Annotated in this window: 21 protein-coding genes, 2 pseudogenes and 2 riboswitches; of the genes and pseudogenes, 14 read left to right on the top strand and 9 right to left on the bottom strand. The window is 64.1% G+C overall.

Annotation, left to right across the window (positions count from 1 at the left end; translation table 11 throughout):
- Positions 1-124 precede the first annotated feature (124 nt).
- The gene (locus J1M81_RS05190) at positions 125-1510 is read right to left on the bottom strand and encodes an FAD-dependent oxidoreductase (RefSeq protein ID WP_032364954.1); all 1386 of its coding nucleotides are present in this window, start codon (positions 1508-1510) and stop codon (positions 125-127) included.
- Between the two features lie 304 nt (positions 1511-1814).
- Here J1M81_RS05190 and J1M81_RS05185 point away from each other — a divergent pair, with 304 nt between their 5' ends.
- The 4 genes from J1M81_RS05185 (at position 1815) to J1M81_RS05170 (ending at position 4965) form a co-directional block, all read left to right on the top strand.
- Positions 1815-2678, top strand: coding sequence for a TauD/TfdA family dioxygenase (locus J1M81_RS05185; protein WP_032374699.1), 864 nt, complete (start codon positions 1815-1817; stop codon positions 2676-2678).
- Between the two features lie 80 nt (positions 2679-2758).
- On the top strand, positions 2759-3286 hold the full coding sequence (locus J1M81_RS05180) for a hypothetical protein (RefSeq protein ID WP_032374700.1): 528 nt from the start codon (positions 2759-2761) through the stop codon (positions 3284-3286).
- 45 nt (positions 3287-3331) lie between these two features.
- Positions 3332-3745, top strand: coding sequence for a rhodanese-like domain-containing protein (locus J1M81_RS05175; protein ID WP_032371475.1), 414 nt, complete (start codon positions 3332-3334; stop codon positions 3743-3745).
- Positions 3742-4965: an O-succinylhomoserine sulfhydrylase gene (locus J1M81_RS05170; protein WP_032364984.1), complete on the top strand. Its 1224-nt coding sequence runs from the start codon at positions 3742-3744 to the stop codon at positions 4963-4965. The genes J1M81_RS05175 and J1M81_RS05170 overlap by 4 nt, the downstream gene beginning before the upstream one ends.
- Positions 4966-4970: 5 nt before the next feature.
- On the opposite strand, the gene J1M81_RS05165 is transcribed toward J1M81_RS05170, so the two are convergent.
- The 4 genes from J1M81_RS05165 to J1M81_RS05150 form a co-directional block, all read right to left on the bottom strand.
- Complete coding sequence (locus J1M81_RS05165) at positions 4971-6044, bottom strand: isochorismate synthase MenF (RefSeq protein ID WP_032374701.1); 1074 nt, start codon at positions 6042-6044, stop codon at positions 4971-4973.
- On the bottom strand, positions 6044-6859 hold the full coding sequence (locus tag J1M81_RS05160) for an HAD-IIA family hydrolase (protein WP_045840622.1): 816 nt from the start codon (positions 6857-6859) through the stop codon (positions 6044-6046). Before J1M81_RS05160 ends, J1M81_RS05165 begins: the two co-directional genes overlap by 1 nt.
- Positions 6860-6892: 33 nt before the next feature.
- Complete coding sequence (locus tag J1M81_RS05155; protein WP_370878629.1) at positions 6893-7234, bottom strand: WhiB family transcriptional regulator; 342 nt, start codon at positions 7232-7234, stop codon at positions 6893-6895.
- Positions 7235-7334: 100 nt separating this feature from the next.
- Positions 7335-7736 carry a hypothetical protein gene (locus J1M81_RS05150; protein ID WP_032374702.1) on the bottom strand — a complete coding sequence of 134 codons (402 nt, stop codon included), beginning with the start codon at positions 7734-7736 and terminating at the stop codon, positions 7335-7337.
- Positions 7737-7892: 156 nt separating this feature from the next.
- Positions 7893-7986, top strand: a riboswitch (SAM riboswitch).
- Positions 7987-8199: 213 nt separating this feature from the next.
- Between J1M81_RS05150 and J1M81_RS05145 the strand changes: the two genes are divergently transcribed.
- Genes J1M81_RS05145 through J1M81_RS05130 form a run of 4 tightly spaced genes read left to right on the top strand, consistent with a single transcriptional unit; the run spans position 8200 to position 11464 of the window.
- Entirely contained in the window at positions 8200-9060 is an 861-nt protein-coding gene (locus tag J1M81_RS05145; RefSeq protein ID WP_371828125.1) for an amino acid ABC transporter permease, read from the top strand.
- Complete coding sequence (locus J1M81_RS05140; protein WP_032371471.1) at positions 9057-9854, top strand: amino acid ABC transporter ATP-binding protein; 798 nt, start codon at positions 9057-9059, stop codon at positions 9852-9854. Before J1M81_RS05145 ends, J1M81_RS05140 begins: the two co-directional genes overlap by 4 nt.
- A gap of 42 nt (positions 9855-9896) precedes the next feature.
- Positions 9897-10889, top strand: a complete 993-nt coding sequence (locus tag J1M81_RS05135) for an ABC transporter substrate-binding protein (RefSeq protein WP_206497684.1) — start codon at positions 9897-9899, stop codon at positions 10887-10889.
- Between the two features lie 50 nt (positions 10890-10939).
- A complete protein-coding gene (locus J1M81_RS05130; RefSeq protein WP_045840623.1) occupies positions 10940-11464 on the top strand; it encodes a GNAT family N-acetyltransferase in 525 nt (174 codons plus the stop codon).
- A gap of 68 nt (positions 11465-11532) precedes the next feature.
- Here J1M81_RS05130 and J1M81_RS05125 read toward each other — a convergent pair whose 3' ends face one another.
- The 4 genes and pseudogenes from J1M81_RS05125 to J1M81_RS26180 all read right to left on the bottom strand — a co-directional run.
- Positions 11533-11865 (bottom strand): TfoX/Sxy family protein, encoded by a 333-nt coding sequence (locus J1M81_RS05125; RefSeq protein ID WP_032374705.1) that lies wholly within the window; start codon positions 11863-11865, stop codon positions 11533-11535.
- Between the two features lie 146 nt (positions 11866-12011).
- On the bottom strand, positions 12012-12260 hold the full coding sequence (locus J1M81_RS26190) for a hypothetical protein (protein ID WP_241257826.1): 249 nt from the start codon (positions 12258-12260) through the stop codon (positions 12012-12014).
- A 177-nt stretch (positions 12261-12437) separates the two neighbouring features.
- A pseudogene (locus tag J1M81_RS26185) lies at positions 12438-12497 on the bottom strand (hypothetical protein); the annotation flags it as partial.
- A 458-nt stretch (positions 12498-12955) separates the two neighbouring features.
- A pseudogene (locus J1M81_RS26180) lies at positions 12956-13543 on the bottom strand (DUF222 domain-containing protein); the annotation flags it as partial.
- Positions 13544-14093: 550 nt separating this feature from the next.
- On the opposite strand from J1M81_RS26180, the gene J1M81_RS05115 reads away from it, so the two are divergent.
- The 6 genes from J1M81_RS05115 (at position 14094) to J1M81_RS05090 (ending at position 21161) form a co-directional block, all read left to right on the top strand.
- Positions 14094-14600, top strand: coding sequence for a hypothetical protein (locus J1M81_RS05115; protein ID WP_155289598.1), 507 nt, complete (start codon positions 14094-14096; stop codon positions 14598-14600).
- Between the two features lie 103 nt (positions 14601-14703).
- Positions 14704-14797, top strand: a riboswitch (SAM riboswitch).
- A gap of 220 nt (positions 14798-15017) precedes the next feature.
- A complete protein-coding gene (locus J1M81_RS05110; protein ID WP_032374707.1) occupies positions 15018-16628 on the top strand; it encodes an ABC transporter substrate-binding protein in 1611 nt (536 codons plus the stop codon).
- The gene (locus tag J1M81_RS05105; protein WP_032366702.1) at positions 16625-17605 is read left to right on the top strand and encodes an ABC transporter permease; all 981 of its coding nucleotides are present in this window, start codon (positions 16625-16627) and stop codon (positions 17603-17605) included. The genes J1M81_RS05110 and J1M81_RS05105 overlap by 4 nt, the downstream gene beginning before the upstream one ends.
- Positions 17598-18494, top strand: a complete 897-nt coding sequence (locus J1M81_RS05100; RefSeq protein ID WP_206497682.1) for an ABC transporter permease — start codon at positions 17598-17600, stop codon at positions 18492-18494. Before J1M81_RS05105 ends, J1M81_RS05100 begins: the two co-directional genes overlap by 8 nt.
- Positions 18491-20089 carry an ABC transporter ATP-binding protein gene (locus tag J1M81_RS05095; protein ID WP_206497681.1) on the top strand — a complete coding sequence of 533 codons (1599 nt, stop codon included), beginning with the start codon at positions 18491-18493 and terminating at the stop codon, positions 20087-20089. Before J1M81_RS05100 ends, J1M81_RS05095 begins: the two co-directional genes overlap by 4 nt.
- Positions 20082-21161: an LLM class flavin-dependent oxidoreductase gene (locus J1M81_RS05090; protein WP_206497680.1), complete on the top strand. Its 1080-nt coding sequence runs from the start codon at positions 20082-20084 to the stop codon at positions 21159-21161. The genes J1M81_RS05095 and J1M81_RS05090 overlap by 8 nt, the downstream gene beginning before the upstream one ends.
- The last annotated feature ends 2 nt before the right edge of the window (positions 21162-21163 follow it).

The following is a 21163-nucleotide window of genomic DNA, read 5'->3' as shown; positions in this document are numbered from 1 at the left end:
GCAAGAGCAAACGCGACATCATCCGCTGCCTCAAGCGAGCCGTCGCCCGCGAAATGTTCCAACATCTCACCCAGAAAACTGCCACTTGACACTCATAGGAGCATCACATGCGGCGCCAGCCGCTCTAGGCCTTGTCAGGCTCGGAGGCCTTCAGCATGTCCTCACGCTCGACGACCTTGACGCGCTCGCGGCCTTCTTCTTCGCCGAGGGAGCGTTCGTGGGCGTCGAGGCGGTACCAGCCGTCCCAGGTGGTGAACGGAACCTGCTTGCCTTCGAGGAACGAGGTGACGGCATCGAGGTCCGGCTCGGCCGCACCGGCGAAGCTCGGCGCATCCTCGAGCAGGTTCGCGACTGTTTCGTTGGCGTCGCCCTTGGTGTGACCGATGAGGCCGACGGGTCCGCGCTTGATCCAGCCGGTGACGTACGTGGCGGGAACGGGCGTGGTGGAGTGCGGCGATTCGACGACGCGTCCGGCCTCGTTGGGGATGGTGCCTGCCTGCTCGTCGAACGGGAGCTGGCTGATGTTCTGGCTGAGGTAGCCCACGGCGCGGTAGACGGCTTGGACGTCCCAGTCGTTGTACTTTCCGGTGCCGCGGACGTTGCCGGTGCCGTCGAGTTCGGTGCGTTCGGTACGCAGACCGACGACCTTGCCGTCCTCGCCGAGTACCTCGTGCGGGGACTCGAAGAAGTGCAGGAACAGCTTGTGCGGGCGAGCGCCGACGTCGCGGATGGCCCAGTCCTGCAGGGTGTTGGCGACCATGTCGATCTGCTTGGAGCTGCGGCGAGCCTGCTCGGAGCCTTCGTCGTAGTCGATGTCCTCGGGGGCGACGATGACCTCGATGTTGGGCGAGTGGTCGAGCTCGCGCAGTTCGAGCGGGGTGAACTTGGCCTGAGCCGGGCCGCGACGTCCGAAGACGTGCACCTCGAGTGCCTTGTTGGCCTTGAGGCCTTCGTAGACGTTGGCGGGGATTTCGGTGGGGAGCAGTTCGTCGCCGGTCTTGGCGAGAACGCGTGCGACGTCGAGGGCGACGTTGCCGACGCCGAGGACGGCGACCTTCTCGGCCTCGAGGGGCCAGGTGCGGGGGACGTCGGGGTGGCCGTCGTACCAGGAGACGAAGTCGGCGGCACCGTAGCTGCCGTCGAGGTCGATGCCGGGGATGTTCAGTGCGCGGTCCGCGTTGGCTCCGGTGGAGAAGATGACGGCGTCGTAGAAGCGACGCAGGTCGTCGAGGTTGATGTCGGTGCCGTAGTCGATGTTGCCGAGCAGGCGAACCTGAGGCTTGTCGAGCACCTTGTGCAGGGCGGTGATGATGCCCTTGATGCGTGGGTGGTCAGGGGCAACGCCGTAGCGAATGAGCCCGAACGGGGCCGGCATCCGCTCGAAGAGGTCGATGCTCACGCCCGGTCCGCTGACATTGTGGTCGGACTTCATGAGCGCGTCGGCGGCGTAGATGCCTGCCGGTCCGGCACCGACGATGGCGACGCGGAGTGGACGAGTCTGATCAGTCATGTGCAGCGAGCTACCTTCTTCGAGGGAAGTGCGGACACCCCAGCATAAATTAAGGACAACCTGAGCTGGGGCAGTGGGCAACTTGCCGTATTCCCCGGGTTCCGGTAGGAATTGACCCGTGCAGACGACATACCTGGTCCGACGGTTCACCGTCGACTTCTGTCGCACCTGCACCAACATGTGTTGTCGGTGACCTGACCCGACGCCCAATCCCTGTTCCCCGACGTCGTCGGGACGGGATCCCTCCCTCGACGGCCGTGCCGCGACCAGTAGGCGCACCGCTGTCTCTCGGATTCGAGGACACATGACCACTCTGGAACAGACAGTTTCGCTCACTCTCGACAAGCTCGGCCCGTCGTTCGGTGCCGAAGTCATCGGTCTCGATGTCGCGTCGGCCTCCGATGCGCAGATCCACGCCGTCCGCCGAGCTCTCGTCGAGCACAAGGTTCTCGTGCTCCGAGGTCAGTCGATCGACGACGCAGGCCACATCGAGTTCGGCCGCCGACTCGGTGACCTCACCGCCGGGCACCCCGTGCACGACAGTGGTCACGTCGCCCCCGAGGTCTATGCCCTCGACAGCCAGGACAACGGTTTCGCCGACGTGTGGCACACCGACGTGACATTCATGGAGCGCCCACCGATGGGGTCTATCCTGCGGCCCGTCGTACTGCCTCCGCACGGCGGCGACACCAACTGGGCCGACAGTCAACTGGCCTACGAGTCCCTGTCCGCGCCGGTTCGCCGAATGATCGACGGGCTCACCGCAATTCACGACGGTAACCGTGAGTTCGGCTACTACCTCGCGCAGAAGCGCGGCGGTAAGGGCAACGTGTGGGACGGCAAGGAAGTGACCGCGCTGGTTCCCGTCGAACATCCCGTCGTGCGGGTGCATCCGGAAACCGGCCGCAAGGGGCTGTTCGTCAATCCGGGTTTCACCTCCCACATCGTGGGCGTCTCGGAGGCGGAGAGCCGCGGAATCCTGGATCTGCTGTACGTGCACCTCACCAAGCCCGAGCACATCGTGCGCCACCGTTGGCGTCTGGGTGATCTGGTGCTGTGGGACAACCGCAGCACCTCGCACTACGCCAACCGCGATTACGGCACCGAGCACCGCAAGATGCATCGCATCACGTTGAAGGGCGACATCCCCGTCGGGCCCACTCGCTGAAGGACCCACTTACTACAAGGACCCACACACTGCAGGACCCAGCTGAACGCAGACCCGTCGGATCGAGGAAGATTGCCTACATGGCGTCGTGGAGTGAACGTAGGCAGCAGTGGGTCGACAGTCGTGAGGAAGCGCGCAACAACGCTTCCAAAGCGGCCGCCGACTCCGGTGAGCAGCGTCCGCCCACCGCGTGGCCGTTCATCATCGCTGCGGGCATCGTCGTCGTGCTGCTCGTCGGCATCTTTGCGGCGTCCAAGTTCGCCCCCGCGGAGGACAACGTGACACAGGCGCAGTTGCTCACCGACGCCGTCGACGGTTTCCTCGAAGCACAGAACACCGGTGACGCGGATCTGCTGCGTGCGAACACGTGCGCCGATCAGGTCGAGCGCCTGATTCCCGGCGACGACGCCCAGTACCGCACCGACCGCGCAGGCGACGTGGAACGCAACGGCGAGACGTCGATCGACGGAGTGCCCACGGGGTACGAGGTCAACGGCGACCGCGGCGTCGTCACGGTACCGCTGAAGGAAGAGAAATCCGGAGCGCGATCCGACGACGAATGGAAGTTCGTCCGGGTGAACGACACGTGGTTGGTGTGCAATGTCTGATCTCGGTATGTGTGACGTAACAGCAAGTGACGGAAGGCTGATCCAGTGACCTACGCAGGTGACATAACCCCGCAGGCGGCGTGGGAGTTGTTGCAGAGCAACCCCGATGCCGTTCTCGTCGACGTCCGCACGCACGCCGAGTGGCAGTACGTCGGCGTACCCGACACCTCCGGCATCGATCGCCCGACCCACCTGATCGAGTGGGTGAGCTACCCCGACGGCGCTCGCAACACCGGCTTCGTCGACGAGCTGAAAGCGGCAGGCGTGGACGGCGATCGGCCGGTGGTGTTCCTGTGCCGCTCCGGTCAGCGATCCATCGGTGCGGCGGAGGCCGCCACGGCTGCGGGAATCGGCCCGTCCTACAACGTGCTCGACGGTTTCGAAGGCGCCACCGATGCTGACGGCCACCGCGGTGCCGTGGGGTGGCGTGCGGTCGGGTTGCCCTGGAGGCAGTCGTGACGAACATTCCCAGAGGCGGGGGTTTTCAGAAGCCGCTACCCGACGGTGTGGGTCAGGGAACGCTGGGAGTTCGCGGCGGTCTGATGCGATCGGGCTTCGACGAGAACGCCGAAGCGCTGTATCTCACTTCGGGTTTCGTCTACGAGAGTGCCGGTGCCGCCGAGCGGGCGTTCACCGGTGACATCGATCATTTCGTGTACTCGCGCTACGGCAACCCGACGGTCAAGATGTTCGAGGAGCGGTTGCGGCTGATCGAGGGTGCCGAGGCGTGTTTCGGCACGTCGAGTGGAATGTCGGCAGTGTTCACCGCGCTCGGCGCACTGTTGAAGGCCGGTGATCGATTGGTCGCTGCGCGTAGCCTTTTCGGTTCCTGCTTCGTGGTGTGCAACGAGATTCTGCCGCGCTGGGGCGTCGAGACCGTCTTCGTCGACGGCGAGGACCTCGAGCAGTGGGAGCAGGCACTGTCGGTGCCGACGACCGCGGTGTTCTTCGAGACCCCGTCCAATCCGATGCAGTCGCTCGTCGATGTCAGGCGGGTGTCCGAGATGGCGCACGCCGCCGGCGCAACGGTGGTGTTGGACAACGTGTTCGCGACGCCTCTGCTGCAGCGCAGTCTCGAACTCGGTGCCGACGTGGTGGTGTATTCCGGCACCAAGCACATCGACGGTCAGGGCCGGGTACTCGGCGGTGCGATCCTGGGATCGAAGGAGTACATCGACGGTCCGGTGCAGACGCTGATGCGGCACACCGGGCCTGCCCTGAGCCCGTTCAACGCCTGGACACTGCTCAAGGGCTTGGAGACGATGCCGGTGCGCGTGCGGCATTCGGTGAACTCCGCGCTGCAGATCGCCGAGTTCCTCGAAGGGCATTCGGCGGTGCGGTGGGTCAAATACCCGTTCCTGCCGTCACATCCGCAGTACGAGCTGGCGACGTCGCAGATGTCGGGCGGCGGCACGGTCGTCACGTTCGAGCTCGATGCCCCCGAGGGCGCAGGCAAGCAGCGTGCTTTCGAGTTGCTCGACGGCCTGAAGATCGTGGACATCTCGAACAACCTCGGCGATTCCAAGACGCTCATCACCCACCCGGCCACCACCACGCACCGCGCGATGGGGCCGGAAGGTCGTGCCGCAGTGGGCATCACCGATGGCGTCGTGCGGATCTCCATCGGTCTCGAGGACACCGAGGACCTGATCGGGGATCTGGACCAGGCGTTGAAGTAGCTGGGTCAGTTCTCGAAGACGCTGAGTACCGTTCTGAACTTTGCCGTGGTTTCGTCCAGCTCGGCGTCGGGGTCCGAGTCGGCGACGATGCCGCCGCCGGCTGTGGCGGTACCGGACAGGCCGTCCGCGGTGAGTTCGATGCACCGGATCGCGACCATCCATTCACCGTCCCCGCTGCCGTCGGTCCATCCGAGCGCACCGGCGTAGAAGCCGCGGGATCCCTCGATCTCGGTGATCGCTCGCATGGCGGCGGCGCGGGGAACACCGGCGACGGCAGCGGTGGGATGCAGCGCCAATGCGAGGTCGAGGGCCGACGTCGACGGGTCGGCCAACGTACCGACGATCGGCGTGGACAGGTGCCACAGCTGCGGAGTGCTGCTCAGCTGAGGTGTCGCGGGTACGTCCAGTGTCTCGCAGAACGGCGCCAATGCCGTCCGGATCTCATCGACGACGAAGCGATGCTCGGCCTGGTCCTTCGCGCTGGCCGCTAGTGCCGCCGAGATACGCGCGTCGTCGTCGGGGTCGGTGGATCGCGCGGCCGTCCCGGCGAAGGGATGGCAGCTGACGACGTTGCCGCGTTTACGCACCAGCAGTTCGGGGCTTGCGCCGACGAGATGTCTGCCGGGCTCGTCTGTGGGCGAGAGGTCTGCGAAAAAGCCGTTTCCCATCGGATCGCGAGTCACCAACGCGCTCAACACCGCTGACGGATCGATGGGCGACTCGGCGGCCAGTTCGATCGCTCGTGCGAGCACGATCTTCTCGGCGACACCGGCTTTCACACGCCGCACGACCTCACGTACCCGTTCGACGTGGACGCCCGGCTCGGGGATCTGGCGTACGACGGTGACGGACGGAAGCGGCGGCTGTGCGTCCGGTACCGCCCACGCACCGGCGCGGCGGTAGAACTCCGCCGGCTCGATCAGCGCGGTGGCGTCGGACATGTCGAAAGGCAGTACCCCAACGACGTTTCGGCCTTGCTGTACCGCCGCGACTGCGTCGGCGACGTCCGGAAACTCTTGCTCCACTCCCAAGCCGACGACGTGATGATCCTGCCGAGACAGAACGAATCGGAGTTTCATCAGAACGGGTTCTGTGTGCGGCCCACCAGGTCTGCGACGGAATCGAGCACTTTCGTCGGACGGTACGGGTACTGCTCGACGGACTGCACGGTCGAAATGCCGGTCAACACCAGAATGGTCTGCAATCCGGCTTCCAGGCCGGACAGCACGTCGGTGTCCATCCGGTCGCCGATCATCAACGTGTTCTCGGAGTGCCCACCGATGGCGCGCAGAGCCGAACGCATCATCAACGCGTTGGGCTTGCCCACGTAGTACGGCTCCTTGCCCGTCGCCTTGGTGATGAGTGCGGCGACCGAACCGGTCGCGGGCAGCGAACCCTCGCGCGACGGACCGGTCGCGTCGGGGTTGGTGGCGATGAAGCGTGAACCCTTCTCGACGAGACGAATGGCGGTGGTGATGGCCTCGAACGAGTACGTGCGGGTCTCCCCGAGCACCACGTAGTCGGGGCTGGAGTCGGTGAGGGTGTAGCCGATGTCGTGCAGCGCGGTGGTCAGACCGGACTCGCCGACGACATACGCACTGCCGCCGGGCCGCTGATTGCCGAGGAAGGTGGCGGTGGCGAGAGCCGAGGTCCAGATCGACTTCTCCGGAATGTCCAAGCCGGTGAATGCGAGACGTGCGCGCAGGTCACGTGGGGTGCGGATCGAATTGTTCGTCAACACGATGAACGGGATCTCGTTGGCCTGCAGCTCGGCGAGGAACGTGTCGGCACCGGGGATTAGGTGATCCTCGTGGACCAGAACTCCGTCCATGTCCATCAGGTACGTCCACGGCAGGGGCTTCTCGATATCGGTCACCCCTCCATTGTGGACCATCCGGCGACCTGCGGACCATCTTCTGGTCGCGGCCTAACTCGCCCGCCGCTCGTGGTCGCGTCGCGAGTTGGCCCGATGCACCAGCCGTTCGCGGGCCGTCATGCCGCCCCACACTCCGAACGGTTCGTTGGCTGCCAACGCGAACCGCTTGCAGGCGTCGAGCACTCCGCAGCCGGCGCACACCTGCTTGGCGCGATCCTCGCGTTGGCGACGCGCCGTTCGCCCCTCACCCGAGGGGGAGAAGAAGATCTCCGAGTCCTGACCCCGGCACAGTGCGTCGAGCTGCCAGTCCCAGGATTCGGCGGCAGACGAGGAAATCCTGCGTTCGATCATGGCAATTGCGGTGTTCTTCGACGGGGCAGATTCGTTCGGCATCGTGGCGACCCATTCCTTTCGTCGACGCTGTCGCTAGGAACCCTTGCCGTGTCGAAGGCGCGAGGCAATGGTTGAAATCAGGGTGATTCGAGACCGCGGTTCAGGACACGTCGGGGGTGTACCGATAGAGGGCGTTCACTCGGTCGTCCAGCATGAACAGCGGAAGGGTCACAGCCTGGATCGCGGCGATCACAGCAGGGAGATAGTCGCCTGCGACGACACACACGAGACTGCCGAGACCGAACAGAATCAGTGTCGTACGGGGAAGGAGCCACGTCGGCTTTCGGTCGGTTCGCCTGAGCGCGTACAGAATTGCGGCTGCGATCGCCACGAGGACGGCGCTGTGAGTGGCCAGACGTATCGAATCGGACGTGTCGGCCGCCTGGAACGTGCCGATCACGACCAGCGAACCGAGAAAGACAACACTCGCTGCGTTCAGCTGCCGATAGCGCGGCGTTCTTCGAAAGCCATCGTCACCGCTCCTGGCTTTCCGCACGTGCATGGGTCGAATTCTCGCACGAGGGTGGTGGAGTTCGTCGACCCTCTACAGATCCAACCCGGGGGCGGTTGCGCCGGTGGCAAGGGTTGAAATCATCGTGATTATAACCGAATGCGCACGTGCACTTGACTTTTCGATAGATTGTTCTGTACGTTCCTGTCACCATCCAGAGCGACCGAGAGACCTTGGCTCGATGACGTCGCAGCAACCCCGCCCTACGGCGTGTGGGTGCTACCGCCAGGACCGATGGAGGCACGACCGATGAACATCTGTATCTGTACGCACGCTTGACCGATCGGCGTACTCACAGCACGAAATCTTCGAAAGGCAACCCAGCGATGATCGCTGCCCATCCGACCCGGCGGTTCCGGTGACTCAACTCGACTCTCGTCCCGTTGTGGATACGACGGACGACATTCCCGACGAACAACTCGTCGTTGCACGCACGTGGCACCCGTGGCGCTGGGTGATCGCGGTCGCAACGCTGATCGTGGTCGGTCAGTTCCTGCACGGCTTCGTCACCAACCCCGGCTGGGATTGGGGCACCTTCGCGCAGTACTTCACTGCACCATCGGTGATGTCGGCGCTGTGGTTGACCATCCAGCTCACCTTCTGGGGAACGCTGATCGGTTTCGCCATCGGTATCGGCCTGGCGGTGGCCCGGCTGTCCGACAATCCTGTGCTGCAGGTTATTTCCTGGTTCTACATCTGGGCCTTCCGTTCCATCCCGTTGATCGTGCAGCTTCTGTTCTGGTTCAATATTGCGTACCTGTACCAGACTCTGTCTTTGGGAATTCCGTTCGGTCCCAGCTTCTTTCAATTCGACGTCAACAGCGTCATCAGTGGATCGACGGCGGCCATCATCGGCCTGGCCCTGCACCAAGCGGCCTACTCCGCCGAGATCGTTCGGGCCGGCATCATCTCCGTGGACCAGGGGCAACTCGAAGCTGCAGCAGCGCTGGGTATTCCGAAAAGGCGGGAGTTCTTCAAGATCGTTCTGCCGCAGGCGATGCGAGGGATTCTCCCCAACGCGGCCAACGAGGTGATCAGTCTGTTCAAAGGCACGTCGATCGTGTCGGTGATGGCCATTGCCGAATTGTTCTATCAGGTGCAAGTCATATACGGACGCAACGGGCGCGTGGTTCCGCTGCTCATGGTCGCGACCGTCTGGTACATCATTCTGACGTCGGTGCTGTCGATCGTGCAGTTCTACGTCGAGCGGCACTACGCCAAGGGCGCGGTACGCAACATTCCGCTGACGCCGATCCAGCAGATACGCCACAAGCTCTCCAACGTCACCTTCGCGCCGAGAGGGGCAACCCGATGACCACTCTCGATGCCTCCACATCCACTGCCGCAACGAGATACGCGGTCGAGGTGCGCGGCGTCCACAAGTCCTACGGCGGGCTCGAGGTGCTCAAAGGCGTCGACCTCCTCGTACGTCCCGGTGAGGTGACCGCGATTATCGGCCCCTCGGGTTCGGGCAAGTCGACCCTGCTGCGCGCTCTGAACCATCTGGAGAAGGTGGATCAGGGCACCGTCCGGATCGACGGTGATCTGGTGGGATATCGGCGCAAAGGCAACAAACTGCACGAACTCAGCAACAAGGAGATTCTGCGGCAGCGTTCCCAGATCGGTTTCGTGTTTCAGAACTTCAATCTGTTTCCTCACCTGACGGTCCTCGAGAATGTCATCGAAGCCCCGATCTCTGCGCAGAAGCGCACGCGTTCCGACGTCGAACCCGAGGCGCTGGCTCTCCTCGAACGAGTCGGGGTGCACGCGAAAGCCCATGATTATCCGCGACGACTCTCCGGCGGACAACAGCAGCGGGTCGCCATCGCGCGTGCACTTGCCCTGCGTCCCACAGTCATTCTGTTCGACGAGCCGACGTCAGCGCTCGACCCCGAATTGGTGGGAGAGGTTCTCGAGGTCATCCGCGGCCTGGCACGCGATGGTGCCACCCTGGTGATCGTCACGCACGAGGTCGGGTTCGCCCGCGAGATCGCCGACACCGTCGTCTTCATGGATGGCGGCGTCATCGTCGAACAAGGCTCTCCTGCAGAGCTTCTCGATTCACCCCAGGAGGAACGCACCAAGTCGTTCCTCGCTCACGTTCTCTAGCTCTCACTCTTGCTTCACCTGCACCCACGAACGGGGAAAGTCATGTCCGGATCATCTCGTAGGCTCGCGGTAGTAGCGTCGGCATTCGCTGTCCTGGCACTCACTGCGACAGCATGCAGCGAGCCCACTGCCGAATCTCAGGTCGTCACCGAGGACGGCGGATCGTTCGATCTTTCACCCGAGCAGGCCGACCGCGTTCGCGCCCAGAAGGTCGACGACATCGCAGCGGAAGTGCCGCAAGCGATTCGCGATCGCGGCACCCTGATCGTCACCGGGGCGGGCGGTACCGCGCCACCGCTGCGTTTCTACGCGACCGACGACACCACCATCGTGGGGTCCGAGGTGGACTTCTCGTACCTGATCGCCGACATTCTCGGTCTCGACGTCGATCTTCAGGTCGCAGATTGGTCGCAGAACTTCGTGAAGATCGACTCCGGCGAGAACGACGTGTTCATCTCCAATGTCACCGTCACCGAGGAGCGCAAGGACAAGTACGACTTCGCGACCTATCGACTGGACAACCTCGCTTTCGAGGCGCAGAAGGACACCGATTGGACAGTCGAGAAGCGTCAGGACATCGCAGGCAAGAAGATCGGTGTCGGCTCCGGTACCAACCAAGAGCAGTTGCTGGTCGACTGGAACGAGCAGAACGTAGCCGAGGGTCTGGCTCCAGCCGAGATCGCTTATTACCAGAACACCTCCGATTACTACCTGGCGCTCGGGTCAGGCCGTATCGACGGGTACCTGGGACCCAATCCGTCCGCGGTTTATCACGCGGCAACCGGTGGTGAAACCAAGATCATCGGCACGTTCTCGGGTGCCGGAGATGCGCTGCAGGGTGAAATAGCAGTACTGACCAAGAAGGACAATGGGCTCATCGACGCCGTGCAGGACGCAGTGAACCACGCCATCGAGGACGGCAGCTATCAGAAGGTGATCGATCGTTGGGGCCTGCAGTCCGAGGCAGTGACCGAGTCCGTCATCAACCCGCCCGGGCTACCCCGCAAGGAAGGTCAGACAACTGAGCAGAGTTGACGTCGGCCGGGAAGCTGATCTGGTCGACAGTTAATCGAGACAGGAAGCACATGAGCGCGACGTTCGATGTCAACATTCGCACTGGTGACACGGGTCCAGGACGCGTGGACTTCGTCGAGGTCGATCAGCACGATCGGCTGGCGATGCCCCTGCTGCAAGAACTGGCGATCGAATATTCGTCCCGATACGGCCGGAGCCCCGGTGTCCAATACGAGGAACTGAAGTCCTATCCCGCCCGGGAGTTCGCACCGCCGGGTGGTGTGTTGGTAATTGCCTTGGCCGATGGCGTTCCTGTTGCCGGAGGTGCGTACCGGAAATACGACTCGGAAACCGCAGAGCTCAAACGTATCTGGACATCGAAAGTGCACCGCGGCAGGGGATTCGGCAGACTCGTCGTGGCCGAGCTGGAACGCAGCGCACGTGATCGCGGATATCGCAGGGTCTACCTGACGACCGGCTGGAATCAGCCCGAGGCCGTTGCGCTGTACCTGGCAGCTGGATACACCCCGCTCTACGACCGAAGTCTGCCGTCCAGAACAGTCGGATCGCACCCCTTCGAGAAGAGTCTCGAATGAGCCCGGTTCAGTGATGCCCGACTACGGCCCGAGTGGGGTGCGGTATCGCCGAGCAATGTTTGTCAGCCCTACGTGTCGGCGTGGTGTTCCAGAGCTGCACCGACCCAGAACTGCAGTGCCTGTTCGCTCGTCAGCGCTTCTGCATCGACGGTGATCCAGCCTTCACCCATCGACCGCCCCTTGCCCATGACGGCATGGTGGGCCCCATCGAGCTGGAGGTATTCGGGTTCGCGTACCCCGTCCACACGAACAAGCAAGGCACGGTTTTCGGTGCCGACACACACCACCATTCTGTCTCGCACCATGAACGCGACACCGCCGAACATCTTCTGCTCACGCAGACTCTCCTGGTCCCAGAGAGCGTCGCGGATGCGGTCCGCAAGAAGCTCGTCGTACGCCATGCGCTCGTACTCCTCCTGTGATGGTTGTATCGATGGAACCCCCTGGTCGTGTCGAGCGCAACTGTGGGTCGACGCAATGGGGGATTCGGTATCTGCGTTGCAGTCCTGCCGGAGGCAGAGCTGTGCCGTGGTGGTGGTGTGGGTCTTCAGGCGGGTTGTCGTGGTTCTTCGTCGGCGGTGTCGCCTGTGTCGCGGGTGTCGTGGGTGTTGTCGCTGTGGTGGTCGGGTGGGTACAGCACTTCCTCGGGGTGGTGTGCGTGGTTGATCAGCCCGCGGCGTGTGGGGTCCATTCCGGCGGGTGGGTGCCACAGGGTGCGGCCTGGATAGCGATGTCCTGCTGTGGTTTTGGTGGTGGCCCACTTTCCGGGACCGGTGCCGACGAGTGCGTGGTGCATGTCGCAGGCGAAGGTCAGGGAGTCGATGTCGGTGGGTCCGCCCTCGACCCAGTCGTCGAGGTGATGTGACTGGCACCAGGTCGCGGGGCGGGTGCAGGAGGGGAAGCTGCAGCCGCGGTCGCGGGCGATGAGCACGATGCGTTGGTCGGCGGAGGCGATGCGTTTGGATCGGCCGAGGTAGAGGGCTCTGCCGTTGTCGTCGAAGATGGTGAGGTAGTGGTGGGCGTGCGAGGCCATGCGGATGGCGTCGCGGATCGAGAGCGGCGTTCGTTCTGGGTGCGTCGATCACGTGCGGCGGCAGCGTCGCGAGCAGCGGTGTCCGATGCGTCGGCGTCGGCGTGGCCACCGGGTTCAGCAGTGCTGTCGGAGCCGGCATCGTCGTTGGTGTCCTTGGGTGCCGCTGCGTCCTTGGCTGCAGCTGTGCCGTTAAACCCTGTGCCGCAACCACAGTCGTCACCGTCGCACTCGCCGCAGTCGCCTTCGCAGCAGTCCTCGTCACCGCAGTCGTCGTCACTGCAGTCACTGTCCCCGTTGCGGGTCGTCCCATCCCACAGGCCTGCATCGCTCGACCCGGCATCACCGGACGACGGCTCGGACGTCGGCTCGGGCTGCTCTGCAGTGGACTTGCTGTCAGCTTCATCCTCGTGGACGACCGATGTCGGGTCGGCAGGATTGTTCACACCGGGTTTCGCGGCTTTCGAGAACAGGGCTTCGAGGTAGGCGCGTAGCTCGGAGTCGACGCAGAACTTTCCTTCTGACATGCCGTCGGAACCCTGCTCACCGAGGTAGAAGAACGCATCCCGTTTCCGTGGCCTCGGGTTCGCGTTCTTGTCTTCGTCTTCGTTCTCGTCGAAGTCGCCGTCGGGGTCGAGGATCGAGTCCAGGTGCGCCACCAGCGGTGCGAAGTCGTCGGGCCGTCTGGTCGAGGCGAGACCCACCAACTGCTGTTCGGCGCGATCGCGGGTCTGCGGATCGACACTCGACGGTAGGTGCCGGAAGAACTCACGAATCATCTGCACGTGCTTGGCGTCGAGCAACCCTGCCCGCACCGCTGCAGCGGTGTGTGGCAGCAAAGGCGGTAGCGGTTCGCCGGACAGTGCGGTGCGGTCACCCAACTCTGCGGCCAGACGTACTCGCGCACCGGCTGTTCGTGGGGTGATTCGCAGCATCCATGCCACCGAGCACGGCACCGACCCCGGATACACGTCGAGGCCGTGTTGTGAGATCAGCTCGTTGAGCCAGGTGTGCGAGTACGCCGTCACGGACCGCGACACAGTTTCCATGCGCTGGATCACCGCACGTCGGTCGGCATTCGACCACGCCACCGACCCTTGCCCCGCCAACTCGGCAACCGCCGACTCCACCGCCTCGACCAACCCCGCCAAGACAGGGTCGGACACGACGGGGGCAGGAGGCACCGTTTCGATGCCGTCCACCCCTGATCCGCCGTCCCCCGAAAGCATGAACAGAATCTACCGCGACCCACCGACAAGTATTCGAACGTTTGTTCCCGCATCATTCGGCTGTCGCTGCGGCCCAGCTGGAGTCGGAGCACGGCACTATGCGGCCAATTACATATGGACCAAAAGTGTGACGTTGTCGGTTTTGTGCAACCACGAGTCGCGAAGATGCTGGTGGCGGCGTTCAATATCTCCCAAGGCGGACGTAACGACCACAGCAGCGTTGCTTGCATCGGTGACGAAAGCCACTGCTCGACGGTATCTCCGAACGCGTGTGTCGAGCCGGTGTCCAATGTTGTGTGTTGACCCAGTGGGGATGATCGACATGAACGACTCGTGTGGCTCCGCGCTTTCGTGCAGTTCGCCCAAGGACATGATCACCCGTCTCCAGTTCGGCACCGCCGACCTATGGCCAGAGGACGCGGCGCTTCCTGCCCGCTGGCGCTACATGGCCGATCTGGTCGACTCCGATCGCGGCATTCTCGCTGAGCTCCACGGTTCGGTGTCGACTCCGGTGGCGGATGCTCTCGCTGCGGCTGCGGAACTGTGCAGACAATCGGCCGATGAGCCTGTGACCGCCGGAGACTGGGCGCTACTCGGACGAGCACTGGCGTGGCTCGGCCCCGGCGGTTCCGATATCGATCGCGCGTTGCTTGCTGTGGGAGAAGAATTGACACTGATCGGTCTCGACGGTGCGGAACAGGACTTCTCGGTCGCGACTTGGCTCTGCATGGACGTCCTCGTCCGATTCGCTCATGCCGGCGAAGCGATCGACTACTGGGTGCACCGCGTGAATGCGCCAGAGTTGAACAAATTTGCGTCGCATGATGATTCGAGATCTTGCGCGAGTGGGAGCGCTGGACTGGCGCTGGCCGTCTGAACGGTAGGCGTCGGTCCGACCGCGCTTCTCGCGTCTGTTTTCGGCGGGTTTTCCTACCCCGGTTGGCAACCGGGGCGATGCTCTCGTAGTATCGGAAACTGTAGGACCATCCAGAGCGACCGAGAGACCTGGCTCTATGACGTCGCAGCAACCCCCCGCTCGTCGGGTGAGGGTGCTACCGCCGGGACCGATGGAGGATTGCACGTGAACACCCGAGTTGCCGCAGGCTTCGTCAACGGTTGCCGCCGTCTCCATGTCGATCTGTGCCGCCTCAACGGTTCGACCTGTCGCAGCTGACATTTCGTCACAACTCGTACTTCACACCTCACCTCATCATCTGCGCGCACTCCTTCCTGGGCACACCCAGCTCGGATGCGGGATCGTGCGCGCGATCGACCAGATATCGGAGACACCTACGTGTCCACTCGTCCTGCATTCCTGGTGGCCGGCCTGATCGCCACTACGGCCACAGTCCTCGCCGGATGCGCCGGTGGTGCCGCCACCACGGCCGCCGACGCCGGTCCGGCCCAGCCCGGCGGAACTCTGCGTTACGGCTTGTCCGGGGCCCCGACCTGCTCGGATCCTGCCCAGTCCGGCACCAACCAGACCATCTACGTCACCCGTCAGGTCGTCGATTCACTCACCGATCAGAACCCCGAAACCGGTGAGATCGAACCGTGGCTGGCCGAGCGGTGGGACGTGGGTCCCGATGCGAAATCCTTCACATTCACGCTGAAGGACGGCGTCACCTTCAGTGACGGCACGGTGCTCGACGCGGCGGCGGTGAAGGCGAATTTCGACGCGATCATCGGCCTCGGCGCAGCGAAGGCACCGTTGGCGGCGAGCTATCTGACCGGTTATCAGAGCGCCACGGTGGTCGACCCCTCGACGGTGCGCATCGACTTCGCAGCACCGAATGCGCAGTTCCTGCAGGCGAGTTCGACACCTCAGCTCGGAGTTCAATCCATCGCGACCTCGGCGCAGTCGGCCGAGTCGCGGTGCTTGGGTACCAATATCGGATCGGGACCGTTCACCTACGCGGATTACCAGCAGGACCGTTCAGTGACTCTGGCCAAGCGAAGCGGATACAACTGGGGTTCAGCGGTATTCGGTCATACCGGCGAGGCCTATCTCGATCGCATCGATTTCACCATCGTGCCCGAGTCGGGCGTTCGTACAGGAAGCTTGTCCTCCGATCAGCTCGACGCCGTCAGCGACGCGTTGCCGCAGGACGCTCCGCAGATCGAAGCGACCGGCGGCCGAATTCTGACCACCTCGAACCCGGGAGTCCCGTTCGGCATTCAGCCCAACGTCACTCGCGGTGCGCTACAAGACCCCGCCGTCCGGAAGGCCCTGGTACCGGCGATCAACCGTCAGGAACTCGTCGATACCGTCCTCGGACCCGACTTCCGCACGGCGACAAGCACGTTGGCGAGCGCCACCCCAGGTTACGTCGAGCTCGTCGATGTCACCAACGATCCCGAGAAGTCCAAATCGCTGCTCGACGGCGCCGGCTGGGTTCCCGGTGCCGACGGAATCCGTGAAAAGGACGGGCAGAGGCTGAGTTTCGAGGTCATGTACTCCGCAGTGTTCGCTGGCAACCAGGCGATCCTGGAGTTGACGCAGCAGCAGCTACGTGCGGTGGGCGTCGACCTGCAGCTCGAGTTGGTCTCGACGTCCGAGGCGACAGCACGTCAGGGCACCAAGGACTACGACTCCACGTACTACAACAGCACCCGCGCCGACGGCGACATTCTGCGCACCACGTTCGCCGTGGACGGACGTAACCTGAACGCGCGCGGCCCGATTCCCGATCTGGATGCATCGCTGACCGATCAGCTCTCGACCACCGATCTGACGGCGCGCAACGACATCCTCGCCACCGCTCAGCAGCAGGTGCTCGACAACGGACTGTGGATCCCCACCATCGAGCTGTCGCAGGCCGTCGGCGCGGCGTCGAAAGTGCAGGATCTGAAGTTCGAGGCCTCCGCTCGACTGCAGTTCTTCGATACCTGGCTGAGCGCATGATCCGGTACCTCGGACAGCGCGTACTGCAGGCAGTGGCAGTGCTGTGGGCCGCGTTCACCATCTCGTTCGGCGTGCTGTTCCTGCTGCCCTCGGACCCGGTCAGTCTCGCTGTCGACTCTGCCGGTTCGGGCACACCGGTCGACGCGGCGGCCGTCGCAGAATTGCAGGCCCGCTACGGTTTGGACCAGCCGGTGTGGGTGCAGTACTGGCATTCGCTGACCGGGGCTGTGCACGGCGATTTCGGATTGTCCATCGCCACCGGACAGCCGGTGACGACGGCGATCCTCGATGCCGTGCCGAGCACGCTCGGCCTCGCAGGCACCGCACTGGTATTGGCGGTCGTGTTCGGGTCGGCACTGGCGTACGCCGCGACGTACACCCGAACGCCGTGGCTGAAAAATCTGTTGTTCGCACTCCCGCCGCTCGGGGTGGCTGTACCGACCTTCTGGGTGGGACTGTTGTTACTGCAACTGTTCTCGTTCCAGTTGAGGTGGTTCCCGGCCTTCGGTGACGCCGGAGCGGCTGCACTGGTGTTGCCTGGGGTCACATTGGCATTGCCGACCGGTGCGGTCATCGCTCAGGTGTTGGCCACCAGCATGTCGACTACCTGGAAGCAGCCGTTCGTCGATGTTGCTCGCGCCAAGGGCGTCTCGCGGCTACGGGTGCAAACGCGGCATATAGCGCGGCTGTCGTCCATCCCGGCTTTCACGATCGCGGGTGTGTTGGTGGGGACGCTGCTCGCCGGATCGGTCGTCGTCGAGACGGTCTTCTCGCGGGCCGGAGTGGGACGGCTGACCCAGACCTCGGTGTTGGCCCAGGACATTCCGGTGGTGCAGGGCATCGTGGTGTTGACCTCGCTGGTGTTCGTCGTGGTGAACCTGGCCGTGGACCTGCTGTATCCGCTGATAGACCCGCGCATCGTGCGCGAGTACAAGCCTGCGCGCGCAGTCGCGGAACCGGAGAAAGCTCATGTCTGACATTCTGATTCGTGACCGCGAGGTTCGGGCGGAGGCGTTGCTCGAGGCAGAGCCGGTGCCGTCGACAGCTCGGCGTCGCCGGGTTCTGACGGACGCCCTGAAGCACGTGTGGCTTGCCTTGTCCGCGCTCGTGCTGCTGCTCGCGCTGGGATTCGCACTCTTCCCCTCCGTGTTCGCGAGCGGAGACCCGTTGGTGGGCGTGCCCGCCGACAAGCTCCAGGCCCCCAGTACGGCACATTGGTTCGGCACCGACAACATCGGCCGTGACGTCTTCACCCGCGTGGTGCACGGCTCCGGCCTGTCGTTGACCGCGACACTGCTCGCCGTCGGGATCGCACTGGTCGTCGGATCGATCGTCGGCCTGATCTCCGGGGCCGTCGGGGGACTCGTCGACGCCGTGCTGATGCGTATCGTCGATGTGCTGCTGTCGATTCCGACGCTGCTGCTGTCGCTGGCCCTGGTCACAGCGCTCGGCTTCGGAACCGTCAACGTTGCCATCGCCGTGGGGGTCACCCTCATCGCCAACTTCGCCCGGGTCATGCGGTCGGAGGTGTTGCGTGTGCGTCGATCGCTGTATGTCGAGGCGGCGTACGCCTCGGGTGTGCGATGGTTCGACGTCTTTCGCCGACACATCCTCCGCAACTCGTACGGTCCCGTGATTGCCCTCGCAGCAGTCGAATTCGGTATGGCGGTCCTGGCGGTCTCGGCGTTGAGCTTCCTGGGATTCGGCGCTGTTCCGCCCACACCGGAGTGGGGATCGCTGATCTCCGAGGGTCGGAACTTCCTCGCCACCGCCTGGTGGATGACCACCTTGCCGGGCCTGGTGATCGTGGCAGTCGTGCTGTCCGCGCACCGTCTCGGGCACGCACTCGAGAGGCGATCCGAATGAGCCCCATCCTCGAAGTCGACAACCTCACGGTCGGCTACGGCACGACGACGGCCGTGCGCGGAATTTCGTTCACCGTCGAACGCGGCGAGGTACTGGCCGTCGTAGGCGAATCCGGTTCGGGAAAATCCACCACGGCCCACGCGGTCATCGGCTTGCTGGCCGGCAACGGCCGGATCCGAAGTGGCTCGGTGACCTTCGACGGCCGGCGCCTGGACACCGCATCGGACAAGACACTGAATCGCTTGCGCGGTCGGCATATCGGGCTCGTCCCGCAGGATCCGACCACCTCACTGAACCCCGTCGTACGCGTCGGAGACCAGGTGGCCGAGGTGCTGCGTGTGCACGGGTTGGCAGATCGGCGTACCGCGAAGCTCGAGGCGATCCGCATTCTCACCGACGCGGGCCTCGACAACCCCGAGGTGCGGGCACGCCAGTACCCGCAGGACCTGTCCGGTGGGCAGCGGCAGCGGGTACTGATCGGTATCGCTCTCGCGTGCCGCCCCGAACTGGTGATCGCAGACGAACCGACCAGCGCCCTGGACGTCACCGTGCAACGACGCATCCTCGACCATCTGGACGCCCGAATTGCCGAGACGGGTGCCGCAGTTCTGTTGATCACGCACGATCTGGGCGTTGCGGCCGATCGCGCCGACCGGCTGGTCGTCATGAGTGGTGGTGAGATCGTCGAAACCGGTCCGACTGCAGAGGTGTTGGCGAACCCCACCCATCCCTACACACAGAAGCTGCTCGCGGCCGCGCCGTCTCTGAACTCGACGCTCCGTCCGGCCAGGACGGGTGCGGGCGATCCAATTCTGTTCGTCTCGTCGGTGTCGAAGCGTTTCGCCATCGGACGAGGCGTTCACCTGGATGCGGTGCGAGACGCCACGATCACGGTCGAGCGGGGTCGAACCGTCTCTGTCGTCGGCGAATCCGGTTCGGGGAAGTCCACCCTGGCGCGTATCGCGATCGGCCTGGAAACACCCTCCGCGGGCACGGTCACGTTCGACGGAATCGATGTCACCGGCCTTCGTGGCACGGCGAGGCGGGAGCTGCGGCGTCGAGTCCAGATCGTCTATCAGAACCCGTACGCATCACTGAACCCGAAGTTGCGCGTCGGCGAGATCGTGCGAGAACCGCTGGACGCGTTCAAGATCGGGACGTCCCGAGACCGCTCGGCGCGTGCCGCGGAACTGCTCGACCAAGTGGCTCTGAGCAGTGACCACCTGGCGCGTCGCCCGGCCGAGTTGTCGGGTGGTCAACGTCAACGCGTCGCAATCGCTCGGGCACTGGCGTTGGCACCGGAGGTGGTGGTGCTCGACGAGCCCGTATCGGCCCTGGACGTCTCGGTGCAAGCGCAAATTCTCTCGCTGCTCGGCGACCTGCAATCCGAGTTCGGTCTGAGCTATCTGTTCATCTCGCACGACCTGGCCGTGGTGCGCCAGATCAGCGACACCGTGGCTGTGATGCAGTCGGGTGTGATCGTCGAATACGGCAGCGCAGCTTCGATATTCGACAACCCCCAGCAGGAGTACACCCGCGAGTTGCTCGCGGCCATCCCAGGAACAGCGACACAGAGAGTGGGTACCGGTGTCTGACAAGCTTTTCGTCACCGCAATCGAACCGAGGGGAACCGGCGCACATCCACAGGCGTGGCGGCGACAGGATTCTCGCGCCGAGGAAGTGTTCACCGCGGCATTCTGGATCGATCAGCTCCGCGCGGCCGACCGGGCCGGGATCGATCTGGTATTCCTCGCAGACTCCTTCGCTTCCCGGACCCTCGAGGCGGTTGCCGTGGCAGCCCGGGCTGCTGCGCTCACCGAACGTATCGGTTTGATCCCGACGGTCACCGTCACCCACACCGAGCCGTTCCACATCTCCAAGCAGATCGCGAGTCTGGACTTCGCCTCACACGGTCGCGCAGGTTGGCAGGTCGAGGTGTCCGGCGGCGCGGAGCAGGCAGCACTGTTCGGGCGTAAGGGCGAGCAGGACGAAGAGAGCCTGTGGCAGGAGGCCGACGAGGCCATCGAGGTCGTCGCTCGGCTGTGGGACAGCTGGGAGGACGACGCCGAGATTCGAGACGCTGCGACGGGTCGGTTCGTCGACCGAGACAAGTTGCACTACATCGACTTTCAGGGTGAGCACTTCTCGGTGAAAGGGCCGTCCATCACGCCGAGGTCACCTCAAGGACAGCCACTGGTAGCAGTGCGCGCCCACTCCGCCGAATCCACCGCGGTAGCGGCCGCCAGAGCGGACATCGTGCGGATTGCTGCAGACTCGATCGAGGGCGCAGCTGCCCTCGCGGCGCGTGTTCGACGGGCCGTCGTGGCCGAGGGCCGCGACCCGGTGGACGTGTTCGTACTACTCGACGTCGAGACCTTGGTGTCGGAGACCGCGGCCGAAGAATTGGCGCAGCTCGACAACTGGGCAGGTCGGGTACGTACGCCGCAATCGCTGCAGTACGTGGGCGACGTCGCCGGGCTCAACTTGCTTCTCGGAGCGGCCGAATCCGCGGGACTGGACGGGGTCACCCTCGTGCCGCTCGCGCTTCCGTCGGGAGTGAAGACACTCCCGGCCACGGACAGCAGAACCGGAGCGGCGGTGCGTGAGCGCCTCGGCCTGGCTCGTCCGACAAATCGTTTTGCAGCACCCGAAAGGAACAGTCGGTGACG

This window comes from Rhodococcus sp. KRD175 (assembly GCF_017168275.1).
Classification (GTDB): domain Bacteria; phylum Actinomycetota; class Actinomycetes; order Mycobacteriales; family Mycobacteriaceae; genus Rhodococcoides; species Rhodococcoides fascians.
The sequence above is the reverse complement of the archived record's forward strand: the minus strand, read 5'-3'. Positions and strand labels throughout refer to the sequence as shown.

Coding starts and splice junctions, on each gene's coding strand:
- J1M81_RS05190 (WP_032364954.1), bottom strand. CDS start 1,510: ATGACTGATCAGACTCGTCCACTCCGCGTCGCCATCGTCGGTGCCGGA.
- J1M81_RS05185 (WP_032374699.1), top strand. CDS start 1,815: ATGACCACTCTGGAACAGACAGTTTCGCTCACTCTCGACAAGCTCGGC.
- J1M81_RS05180 (WP_032374700.1), top strand. CDS start 2,759: ATGGCGTCGTGGAGTGAACGTAGGCAGCAGTGGGTCGACAGTCGTGAG.
- J1M81_RS05165 (WP_032374701.1), bottom strand. CDS start 6,044: ATGAAACTCCGATTCGTTCTGTCTCGGCAGGATCATCACGTCGTCGGC.
- J1M81_RS05160 (WP_045840622.1), bottom strand. CDS start 6,859: ATGGTCCACAATGGAGGGGTGACCGATATCGAGAAGCCCCTGCCGTGG.
- J1M81_RS05155 (WP_370878629.1), bottom strand. CDS start 7,234: ATGCCGAACGAATCTGCCCCGTCGAAGAACACCGCAATTGCCATGATC.
- J1M81_RS05150 (WP_032374702.1), bottom strand. CDS start 7,736: ATGCACGTGCGGAAAGCCAGGAGCGGTGACGATGGCTTTCGAAGAACG.
- J1M81_RS05140 (WP_032371471.1), top strand. CDS start 9,057: ATGACCACTCTCGATGCCTCCACATCCACTGCCGCAACGAGATACGCG.
- J1M81_RS05135 (WP_206497684.1), top strand. CDS start 9,897: ATGTCCGGATCATCTCGTAGGCTCGCGGTAGTAGCGTCGGCATTCGCT.
- J1M81_RS05130 (WP_045840623.1), top strand. CDS start 10,940: ATGAGCGCGACGTTCGATGTCAACATTCGCACTGGTGACACGGGTCCA.
- J1M81_RS05125 (WP_032374705.1), bottom strand. CDS start 11,865: ATGGCGTACGACGAGCTTCTTGCGGACCGCATCCGCGACGCTCTCTGG.
- J1M81_RS26190 (WP_241257826.1), bottom strand. CDS start 12,260: ATGCACCACGCACTCGTCGGCACCGGTCCCGGAAAGTGGGCCACCACC.
- J1M81_RS05115 (WP_155289598.1), top strand. CDS start 14,094: ATGATCACCCGTCTCCAGTTCGGCACCGCCGACCTATGGCCAGAGGAC.
- J1M81_RS05105 (WP_032366702.1), top strand. CDS start 16,625: ATGATCCGGTACCTCGGACAGCGCGTACTGCAGGCAGTGGCAGTGCTG.
- J1M81_RS05100 (WP_206497682.1), top strand. CDS start 17,598: ATGTCTGACATTCTGATTCGTGACCGCGAGGTTCGGGCGGAGGCGTTG.
- J1M81_RS05095 (WP_206497681.1), top strand. CDS start 18,491: ATGAGCCCCATCCTCGAAGTCGACAACCTCACGGTCGGCTACGGCACG.